At 72.5% G+C, this 10388-nt stretch carries 7 protein-coding genes; 3 read left to right on the top strand and 4 right to left on the bottom strand.

Features of this window, described 5'->3' with window-relative positions; all coding sequences use genetic code 11:
• A partial coding sequence (locus ACFUEL_RS26615; protein ID WP_380239292.1) for an SDR family oxidoreductase occupies nucleotides 1–889 on the top strand: 889 nt, incomplete at its 5' end.
• Here ACFUEL_RS26615 and ACFUEL_RS26620 read toward each other — a convergent pair.
• The 4 genes from ACFUEL_RS26620 to ACFUEL_RS26635 all read right to left on the bottom strand — a co-directional run bounded on the left by ACFUEL_RS26620 (nucleotide 880) and on the right by ACFUEL_RS26635 (nucleotide 7687).
• Nucleotides 880–1953, bottom strand: coding sequence for a helix-turn-helix transcriptional regulator (locus tag ACFUEL_RS26620; protein WP_380239297.1), 1074 nt, complete (start codon nucleotides 1951–1953; stop codon nucleotides 880–882). The two genes, ACFUEL_RS26615 and ACFUEL_RS26620, sit on opposite strands and share 10 nt — an antisense overlap.
• A gap of 230 nt (nucleotides 1954–2183) precedes the next feature.
• Complete coding sequence (gene yicI, locus ACFUEL_RS26625; RefSeq protein WP_380239293.1) at nucleotides 2184–4433, bottom strand: alpha-xylosidase; 2250 nt, start codon at nucleotides 4431–4433, stop codon at nucleotides 2184–2186.
• 144 nt (nucleotides 4434–4577) lie between these two features.
• A complete protein-coding gene (locus tag ACFUEL_RS26630) occupies nucleotides 4578–7424 on the bottom strand; it encodes a glycoside hydrolase family 3 C-terminal domain-containing protein (protein WP_380239298.1) in 2847 nt (948 codons plus the stop codon).
• A 77-nt stretch (nucleotides 7425–7501) separates the two neighbouring features.
• Entirely contained in the window at nucleotides 7502–7687 is a 186-nt protein-coding gene (locus ACFUEL_RS26635; RefSeq protein WP_380239294.1) for a hypothetical protein, read from the bottom strand.
• A gap of 31 nt (nucleotides 7688–7718) precedes the next feature.
• On the opposite strand from ACFUEL_RS26635, the gene ACFUEL_RS26640 reads away from it, so the two are divergent.
• Together ACFUEL_RS26640 and ACFUEL_RS26645 are read left to right on the top strand one after the other, a co-directional pair.
• Entirely contained in the window at nucleotides 7719–9335 is a 1617-nt protein-coding gene (locus tag ACFUEL_RS26640) for a Tat pathway signal sequence domain protein (RefSeq protein ID WP_380239295.1), read from the top strand.
• Complete coding sequence (locus tag ACFUEL_RS26645; protein WP_380239296.1) at nucleotides 9332–10312, top strand: ABC transporter permease; 981 nt, start codon at nucleotides 9332–9334, stop codon at nucleotides 10310–10312. Before ACFUEL_RS26640 ends, ACFUEL_RS26645 begins: the two co-directional genes overlap by 4 nt.
• Nucleotides 10313–10388: the final 76 nt, after the last annotated feature.

The raw sequence follows: 10388 nt of genomic DNA on the forward strand, positions 1-10388 counted from the left end.
CAGGGGCGCCGGCCGAGCGCTGGCGGTGGAACTCGGCCGGGCCGGAGCGACGGTCTACGTGACCGGACGGACCACCCGCGAGCGGGCCAGCGAGGTCGGCCGGACGACCGAGACGATCGAGGAGACCGGGGAGCTGGTGACGGCGGCCGGCGGGGTGGGGATCGCGGTGCCCACCGACCACCTGGACGAGGAGCGGGTCCGGGCGCTGTTCGGGCGGATCGAGGCGGAGCACGGGCGCCTCGACGTCCTGGTCAACGATCTGTGGGGCGGCGAGCACCTGACGGCCGGGTCGATCTTCGGGAAGAAGAGCTGGGAGACGCCGCTCGCCGACGGGCTGCGGATCCTGGAACTGGGCGTCCGCTCGCACGTCATCACGGCGGCGCTCGGCCTGCCGCTGCTGGTGCGCTCGGACGGGCCGCTGCTGGTGGAGGTCACCGACGGCACGGCGGAGTACAACCGCCGGTACCGGGAGAACCTCTACTACGACCTGGCCAAGAACGCGCCGATCCGGATGGCCTTCGGGCTGGGCGAGGAACTGGCGGAGTACGGCGGCGCGGCGGTCTGCGTGACGCCGGGCTTCCTGCGCTCCGAGCAGATGCTCGCGCACTTCGGTGCGACGGAGCAGAACTGGCGGGACGTCACCGCCGTCGAACCGACCTTCGCGATCGCGGAATCGCCGCACTACCTCGCCCGCGGAGTGGCCGCACTGGCCGCCGACCCGCGCCGGGCCGAGCGGTGGAACCGGAAGTCCACCTCCAGCGCCGAACTCGCCCAGGTCTACGGCCTCACGGACGTGGACGGCAGCCGGCCGGACGCCTGGGCGTACTTCGCGGCGCTGGAGGAGCGGGGGGAGCAGGGGGCTCCGGTTTCGGCGGAGGACTACCGCTGAGACCAGGCGGGGCCGGCGTCCGGTTCCGAACGCGGAGCCGGGCCCGGTTCCGCGTCCGGCTCCGGGCCCGGTTCCGCGTCGCGGTAGAGCGCGGCGAGGGACCGTGCGTGCCGGGCGAAGCGGGCGCGGAGGGCGGGCGGGGCGAGCACCTCGGCGTCCGCGCCGAGCCGGGCCAGTTCGGCGAAGGCGATCTCCTCGGACTCCACGGCCAGTTCGAGGGTGACCCGGCCGGTCGGGTCCGGCGGCGGTGCGGCGGCCAGCGCCCGTCCGGCCGCGGTCGGGTCGGTGACCTCGGGCAGGCGGCGGGCGCCCTCCGGGGTGAGCCGCAGCGTGACGGCGGCGCGCAGCAGGGAGCGGGCGAACCGGGCGCTGTGCTCCTGCCAGTACGCGGCCAGGTCGAAGGACGGGTCGCGGGTGAACGCCTCGTCCGGGAGCGTGCGCAGCGCGGTGATCCGGTCGGCGCGGTGGGTGCGGAAGGCCGGGTCCGGCACGTCCGGGAGCCGGCTCACCAGGTACCAGACGCCCGCCTTCAGGACCAGCCCGTACGGCTCGACCCGGCGCGGCGCCCCGGGCTCGCGGCCGGGGCGGGCGTAGGCGAACTCGACCGCCAGGTCCGCCCAGAGGGCGCGGGCCAGCTCCGGCAGCAGCTCCGGGGTGGACGGCTCGCGGAACCAGGCCGGGGCGTCCAGGTGGAAGCGCCGGACCGAGGACTCGGCGGCCGCCCGCAGCGAGGGCAGCAGGGTCGCGGACAGCTTCAGCCGGGCGGTGCCGGCCGCGTCGGACAGCCCGAGGTCGCGCAGCGCGGACGGCAGCCCGGACAGGTAGAGGGTCTCCGCCTCGGTGGGGTGCAGCGTGGTGAGCCGGGTGCGGTGGCCGGGGGCGAGCCGGTAGCCGCCGGTCCGGCCGCGCTCCGAACGGACCGGCACCCCGGCGTCCTGGAGCGCCTGGACGTCGCGGATGACGGTCCGTTCGGAGACCTCCAGCTCCCGGGCCAGCTCGGCGGCGGTGAGACCGGGGGTGGACTGGAGCAGGAGGGCCATGCGGATCAGGCGGGCGGCGCGCATGGGCACCAGCATCGCCGATCCGCGGCCCGCACGGGGACGGAAGGCCGATCGCGCGGCCCGGACCGATCCGCAGCGGGCCGATCAGCAGCGGGCCGATCCGCGGCCCACGCAGACGTACGGCCCGCCCGGACGCACGGCCCACGCAGACGTACGGCCCGCCCAGGCGTCGTCGTGCGGGCGGCGGGTTCCCCGGGGGCGCGGCCCCGCCCCCGGGGAAGTGCGGAGGGCCGTCAGCGCAGCGGGATCTCGGCCTCGGCGGTGCCGGCGGGGAAGGCGTGTGCGCGGCCGGCGTGGCGGAGGTGCCAGGGCTTGGCGCTGTCGGTGGTGACGTGCAGGCGGTCGCCCCGGCGGTGGAGGGTGAAGCGGGCGGCGGTGCCGGTGCCGGTGGTCTCGGGGACGGCGACCTCGCGACTGGTGCCGTCGGCGAAGGCGTGCACCAGCAGGGTGACGCCGTCGGCCCAGTCGGAGACGGGGCGGGTGTCGTCGGCCGCGAGGGGGAGGACGGAGTCGGGGCGGGCGAGCAGCGGCAGGGTGTCGAAGCCGTGCTGTTCGCGGACCCAGCGCGGGCCGGTGACCTCGTCGCCGGTGAGGACGTTCGTCCAGGTGCCTTCGGGGACGTAGTACTCGACGTCGCCGGTCTCGGTGAAGACCGGGGCGACCAGCAGGTCGTCGCCGAGCATGTACTGGCGGTCCAGGCCGGTGACGGCCGGATCCCGGGGGAACTCCAGCAGCATGGCGCGCATGACGGGCGTGCCGTGCAGGTGGGCCTGCTGGGCGGCGCGCTGGAGGTAGGGGGCGAGGCGGTGCTTGAGGCGGGTGAAGGCGCGGGTGACCTCGACGGCCTCCTCGCCGTAGTCCCACGGCACGCGGTACGACTTGGAGCCGTGCAGGCGGCTGTGCGAGGACAGCAGGCCGAACTGCACCCAGCGCTTGAACAGGGCCTCGGTGGGGGTGCCCTCGAAGCCGCCGATGTCGTGGCTCCAGAACCCGAAACCGGACAGGCCCAGTGACAGGCCGCCGCGCAGCGAGTCCGCCATCGCGGTGAACGTGGACTCGCAGTCGCCGCCCCAGTGCACCGGGAACTGCTGGCCGCCGGCGGTGGCGGAGCGGGCGAACAGCACCGCCTCGCCCTCGCCGCGCTCGGTGCGCAGCAGTTCGAAGACGGCCTCGTTGTAGCGCTGGGTGTACAGGTTGTGCATCTGCTCCGGGTCGCTGCCGTCGTGCCACACCACGTCGGTGGGGATCCGCTCGCCGAAGTCGGTCTTGAAGCAGTCCACGCCCTGGTGCAGCAGGCGGCGCAGCCGCTCGGTGAACCAGGCGGTGGCCGCCGGGTTGGTGAAGTCGACCAGCGCCATGCCGGGCTGCCAGAGGTCCCACTGCCAGAGCGTGCCGTCGGTGCGGCGCACCAGGTAGCCCTCGCGCAGGCCCTCCTCGAACAGCTCGGAGCGCTGGGCGATGTACGGGTTGATCCACACGCAGAGCTTGAGGCCCTGCTCCTTGAGGCGGGCGAGCATGCCCGCCGGGTCCGGGAAGGTGGCCGGGTCCCAGACGAAGTCGCTCCAGTGGTAGCCGCGCATCCAGAAGCAGTCGAAGTGGAAGACGCTCAGCGGGATGCCCCGCTCGGCCATGCCCCGGGTGAAGCGGGTGACCGTCGCCTCGTCGTAGTCGGTGGTGAACGAGGTCGACAGCCACAGGCCCAGCGCCCACGCGGGCGGCAGCGCGGGACGGCCCAGCAGGCCGGTGTAGCGGCTCAGCACCTCCTTCGGGGTGGGGCCCTGGAAGACCAGGAACTCCATCGACTGGTCCTCGACGCTGAACTGCACCTGCCCGACGGCCTCCGAGGCCACCTCGTAGGAGACCCTGCCGGGGTGGTTGACCAGCACGCCGTAGCCGCGGCTGCTCAGGTGGAACGGGACGTTCTTGTACGCCTGTTCGCTGCTGGTGCCGCCGTCGGCCTGCCAGATGTCCACCGTCTGGCCGTTCTTGACGAACGGGGTGAACCGCTCGCCCACGCCGAGCGCGAGTTGGGCCACCATGTGGTGCCGGCCGCCGGCGTCGACGGCGAAGCCGAGGCCGCGCTCGCCGAGCGAGGTGATCAGCTCGCCGCCGGAGAGGAAGTCGGCCCGCCACGGGCCGGCCGTGTCCACCCGCAACGTCAGTTCCCCGGAACGGAGTTCGACCACCGAGCCGTCCCGGACGACCTTGCCCGCGCCGTCGGTGCGGCCGACCAGTTCGAAGCCGCCGCCGGGGCGGACCGACCCGGCGTGGTGGGTGAACCGGACGGAGATCACGCCCTCCGCGGGGGAGTGGCAATCCACGGTCAGCAGCGGCGAGTTGAGCGTGTCGGCCCGGTTGGTGACCCGGCGCAGCGGCGCCCAGAGGGTGAACCGGTCCGACACGGTGCGGACGTCGGCCACCTCGGCGGCGTAGCGGTTGGTCACGCCCGGGCGCATCAGCCAGTAGCCGTCGGTGAACTTCATCGGGGGATCTCCAAGCGGAAGGGCAGGAAGGCGGAGTGCGGCGGGGCCGCGCCCACGGCTGTCAGGTGCGCGTGGACGCGGCCCCGCCCGGCCCCGGGAGCGGGAGCGGGCCGCGCTCCCGGGGCGGTCGGCTCACCGGCGCGGTCAGGCGACGGTGAAGGCGGCGAGCCGGACCGGCCCGCGCAGGGCGACCCGCAGGTCGTGCACGCCGTGCGGCGCGCCGTCCAGCGGGGCGGTGACGGTCGTCCAGGCGTAGCGGCCGCCGGTCGGCGGGACGGCGAGGGTGGCGAGCACCTTCCCGTCCACCGCGAACTCCAGCTCGGCGGGCTCGGAACCGTCCAGCGCGACCTCCGCCGAGACCTGCTGGGCCCCCGTCAACTCGACAGTGGAGAAGAGGAGTTCGGCATCGGAGGCGTGCGGTTCGGCGGGGGTGACCGCGTCGCCGTCCACCCGGGTGGCGTCGACCAGGGCGATGCCGGTGTGCGCGTCGAAGTCGGCCGCCCCGGTGCGCCGGCCGAGGACGGTGCGGGGTGCGGGGGCCGGGCCCTCGACGGTGAGTTCGGCGGTGGTGCGGATGTCCTCGGCGGAGGCGGCGGCGAGGAGCCGGTAGCGGCCGGGGTCGACGGTGAAGGTGCCGGTGGCGACGTCCCAGTGGGCGAGGTGCTCGGCGACCGGGAGGTCGAAGGCCAGTCGGCGGCTCCGGCCGGGGGCGAGGGTGACCTTGCGGAAGTCGGCGAGCCGCAGTCTCGGTGCCTGGTAGCGGGCGTCCAGGGCGCGGACGTAGAGCTGGACGACGTCGGTGCCGGGGCGGGTGCCGGTGTTGGTGACGGTGAGCGCGGCGCGGACGGTGCCGTCCTGGCCGAGGGCGGTCGGTTCGACCTCCAACTCGCCGTAGTCGAAGGCGGTGTAGGACAGGCCGTGGCCGAACGGGTAGCGGGGCGCGGCCCGGTGGTACTGGTAGGTCCAGCCGGCCTGGATGATGTCGTAGTCCAGCGGGTGGGGCAGTTCGTCGTCGCCGCGGTACCAGGTCTGCGGGAGGCGGCCGGCCGGGTCGCTGTCGCCGAACAGCACGTCGGCGAGGGCGTGGCCGGTCTCCTGGCCGCCGTGCGAGGTCCACAGGACGGCGGGCAGGTGCTCGTCGGCCCAGTCGACGGCGTAGGGGTAGCTGCTCATCACGACCAGCGCGGTCTCCGGGCGGACGGCCGCGACGGCGCGCAGCAGTTCCTCCTGGGCGGGCGGCAGGGCCAGGCCCTGGCGGTCCAGGGTCTCGCGGCCGTGGATGAGCGGATGGTTGCCGAGCACGACCACGGCGAGGTCGGCGCCGGCGGCCGCGGCGACGGCCTCGGCCCGTCCGTCGCGCAGCACCTCGCGGGTGAAGCGCTCGGCGCCGGCGGCGTCCTCGGCGGTGACCGCGAGGGTGCCGGCGGCCGCGTACCGGCCGGTCAGCACGGACTGCAGCAGCACGGCGCCGTCCTCGGCCTCCGCCTCGACCAGGCGGAAGGTCTCGTGCACGTCCCAGCTCTTGATGACGGCCTGGTCGGCGACCAGCGAGCCGTCCTCCTTGACGGAGAGGAACTTCCCGCTGTCGACGGCGCGCAGGGTGAGCACGCCCAGCCCCCAGTCGCCGAGGTCGAAGGCGGTGCCGTTCAGCGGCTCGCCGGTGGAGGCGGCCCGCAGCAGGACGCGGTCGATGCCCTCGTGCACCGTCAACTCGCCGCCCGCGGGGGCGAGTCGGGCGCGCAGGCCGTCGGCGACGGTGACCGCGTAGGGCAGCGTGCCGGAGTACCAGTCCTCGAAGAGCGCGTCGCCGTGCGGGCCGATCACGGCGATCCGCTGCGCCGGGTCGGTGAGCGGCAGCAGGCCGGTGTTCTTCAGCAGGACGGTCGACTCGGCGGCCGCCCGGCGGGCCAGCGCGCGGTGCTCGGGGCTGTCGACCACCTCGGGGCCGATCTGCGCGTACGGGTCCAGATCGGGGTCGAACTCGCCCATGCGGAAGCGGAGTTCGAACTGTCGGCGGACAGCGAGGTCGATGTCGGCCTGGTCGATCAGGCCGCGCTCCAGGGCCTCGCGCAGCCGGCCGATGACGGTCTCGCTGTCCTCGCCGTGGTCGGTGAAGGAGTCGATGCCGGCCTTCAGCGCGGCGGCGTGGCCCTCGGCGTGGTCGTCGAAGTAGTGCTCGGGGTCGACCAGGTTGGAGGGGGCCTCGGCGTCGGAGACCACGAACAGCTCCCGGCCGGTGGGCTCGGCCCAGCGCCGCAGTTCGCTCTCCAGCAGCGGGGAGACGTGGCAGGGGCGGCCGTTGACCAGGTTGTACGCGGCCATCACCCCGGTGGCCGCGCCGGAGGCGATCGCCGGCTTGAAGGCGGCCAGGTCGTACTCGTGCAGGACGCGCGGGCGCAGGCCGGAGGAGGTGGTGCAGCGGTCGTCCTCGTTGTTGTAGGCGAGGAAGTGCTTGAGCACCGGGGCCGCCCGCAGGTGGGCGGGGTCGTCGCCGGCCAGGCCGCGGCAGAACGCCTCGCCGAGGCGGGCGGTGTGCACCGGGTCCTCGGAGTAGCCCTCCTCGTTGCGGCCCCAGCGCGGATCGCGCAGCAGGTTCAGCACCGGGGCCCACGCCTGCAGGCTGTTCGGGCCGCGGTCGGGGGCGATGGCGGGGGAGCGGTGGTGGTGGAAGGCGCGCAGCTCGGTCGAGACCGCCTCGGCGACCTCGCGGACCAGTTCCTCGTCCCAGCTCGCGCCGAGGCCGACGGCCTGCGGGAACGCGGTGGCCTCGCCCAGCCAGGAGACGCCGTGCAGGGCCTCCGCGCCGGTGCGGAAGGCGCCGATGCCCAGGCGGGGCACGGCGGGGGCGTACTGGTGGAGCATCGAGAGGCGCTCGGCGGGGGAGAGCCTGGACAGCAGGTCGTCGACGCGCTTGTCCAGCGGAAGCGCGGAATCGCGGAACGGGTACCGCTCGGCCGAGGTCTCGGCGGCGGACGGGGACGGGGAACTCAACGGGCTCACCCCAGGATGATGGTGCGGTGCGGTTGGTCGTCGAAGCGAATCGACGCTGACACGAAGCATCGACCATGTCAACTCCCTGTAGCAATGGGCAGAATGAATTTGTCCAGGCACTTGTCTAACCGGAAACGCGCCGTTAGTGTCGCCGCAACATCAAGCGCTTCGACAGTCAAGCGCTTCGACAGCGCCCAGTGCAGGGCGCCGCGGAAGGGCCTCCCCACCATGAGAACCGAGCTGAACCGCAGATCCTTCGTCACCGCCGCAGTCTCCGTCGCCGGAGCAGCGGTGATGACCCCCCTGCTGGCCGCCTGCGGGGGCGGCGGCTCGAAGCACAAGACCGGTGCGAACTCCGCCGAGGGCGTCAAGTCGGCCCTGCCGGCCTTCGCCGCCAGCACCTCCGTGGCCGCCGACATCCCCTCGGTCACCGGCGCGGACGGCGCGATGACCGACCCGGCCTTCCTCACCTACCCGGCCAGCCCGGTCGCCACGGTCACCGGCGTGCCCGGCAAGGGCGGCAGCTACACGGCCGTCACGCCGCTGTGGGGCACCGTCCCGCCCGCGGACAACTCGTTCTACGCCGCGATGAACAAGGCCCTCGGCGTCACGATGGAGATGAAGCCCGCCGACGGCAACAACTACGCCACCATCATCCCCACCATGACGGCCGCCAAGAAGCTGCCGGACTGGATCCAGCTCCCGACCTGGTGGAACCCGAACTTCAACGTCGGCGAGCTCGCCGCCTCCCAGTTCGCCGACCTCACCCCCCACCTCTCCGGCGACAACATCAAGAAGTACCCGAACCTGGCCGCCATCCCCACCGGCGCCTGGCAGGCCGGCATCTGGGGCGACAAGCTCTACGGCATCCCCTCCTTCTCCACCGGCTTCTCCATCGCGGGCACCACCTTCTACCGCCGCGACGTCCTCGAGGCCAAGGGCATCACCGCGGACCAGGTCAAGACCCTCGACGACCTGATGAACCTGGGCAAGGAGCTCACCGACGAGAAGGCCGGCACCTGGGCCTTCGACGACGTGTGGACCTACCTCTTCCCGTTCTTCGGCGTCCCCAACAGGTGGAAGCTCACCGACGGCAAGCTCGTCCACAAGTACGAGACCCCGGAGCTGCTGGAGGCCCTCGACTGGCACTACAAGCTGGCCAGCTCCGGCTACCTGCACCCCGACGCCATCGCCGGCAACAACGCCGACGCCAACACCCGCTTCTACGCCGGCAAGACCCTGGTCCAGGGCGGCGGCACCGGCGCCTGGAACCTCGCCGACCACCTGTCCGGCACCGCCGCCACCCCCGGCTACCGCCGCGGTTCGTTCGACTTCCTCACCGCGAAGGCCGGCGGCACCCCGTCGCTGTTCATGGGCTCCTCCACCAGCCTGATGAGCTACCTGAACGCCAAGCTCAAGCCCGAGCAGATCGACGAACTGCTCGCCGTCGCGAACTACCTGGCCGCGCCGTACGGCTCCGCCGAGTACACGATGGTCAACTTCGGCGTCGAGGGCACCCACTACACCCGGGTCAACGGCGTGCCGACCTTCAACGACGAGGGCAAGAAGGACGTCCAGGCGCAGACCTACCCCTTCCTCGCCACCGCCTCCTCGGTCATCTCCAACCCCGGCGCCGACCAGGTCACCAAGGACATCGCCGCCTTCCAGGCCGCCAACGTCAAGTACCTGTACAAGCCGCTGTTCTGGAACATGAACATCTCGATGCCGCAGAACATCGCGACCATCGACACCGCGCAGGCCGTCGAGGACACCATCAAGGACTGCTACCACGGCAAGAAGAAGGTCTCCGACGTCCAGGCCGCCATCTCCACCTGGAAGTCCAACGGCGGCGACCGCCTCAAGCAGTGGATGACCGACAACGTCCTGAGCAAGTACGGAACGGGTCAGTGAGCACAGCGCGATCGGAGCGGGGTAAGAGCACCGCAGGCCGGAGGACCACCGGCAAGAACGGTGCCGTCCGGCTGAACTGGCGGGTCAGGCTGCGGCGCGACAGGACGCTGCTGCTGATGACCGTCCCGGCCGTGGTCCTGCTGCTGATCTTCAACTACGCGCCGCTGTTCGGCCTGGTCACCGCGTTCCAGTACTACGACCCGCTGGTCGGGGTGCGCGACAGCGAGTGGGCCGGCCTCGCGCAGTTCCAGCAGCTGTTCCACGACCCGCTGTTCTGGGGGGCGCTGAAGAACACCCTCTGGCTCAGCCTGGTCCAGCTGGTGCTGTTCTTCCCCGTTCCGATCGCGCTGGCCCTGCTGCTCAACACGGTCCTCAGCGAACGGCTGCGCAACTTCATCCAGTCCGTGGTCTACCTGCCGCACTTCTTCTCCTGGGTGCTGGCCATCACGATCTTCCAGCAGATGCTCGGCGGCGCCGGAATCCTCAACCACTTCCTGCGGCAGAACGACATCGCCCCCTGGGACATCACCACCAACCCGCACACCTTCGCCCTCCTGGTCACCTCGCAGGCGATCTGGAAGGAGGCCGGCTGGGGCATCATCGTCTTCCTCGCCGCACTGGCCGCCATCAACACCGACCTGTACGAGGCGGCCGCGGTCGACGGCGCCGGACGCTGGCGCCGGATGTGGCACATCACCCTGCCCGGCCTGCGCGGCGTGATCGTGCTGATGCTGGTGCTCCGCCTGGGCAACGCGCTGACCGTCGGCTTCGAGCAGTTCCTGATCCAGCGCGAGGCGGTCGGCCACGAATCGGCCGACGTGCTCGACACCTTCTCCTTCTACTACGGCATCGCCACCGGCAACTACAGCTTCGGCGCCGCGGCCGGCCTCTTCAAGAGCGTCATCTCGCTGTTGCTGATCTGGGGCGCCAACAAACTGGCACACGCCTTCGGCGAGGACGGGTTGTACCGCAGATGAGCCACTCACCCACCACCGTCCGCGAGGGCGCCGCACAGCCGGCGCCCACCGCCCCCGCGCCCCGCCCGGCCCGGAC

It is taken from the genome of Kitasatospora sp. NPDC057198, from assembly GCF_042670125.1.
Classification (GTDB): Bacteria; Actinomycetota; Actinomycetes; order Streptomycetales; family Streptomycetaceae; genus Kitasatospora.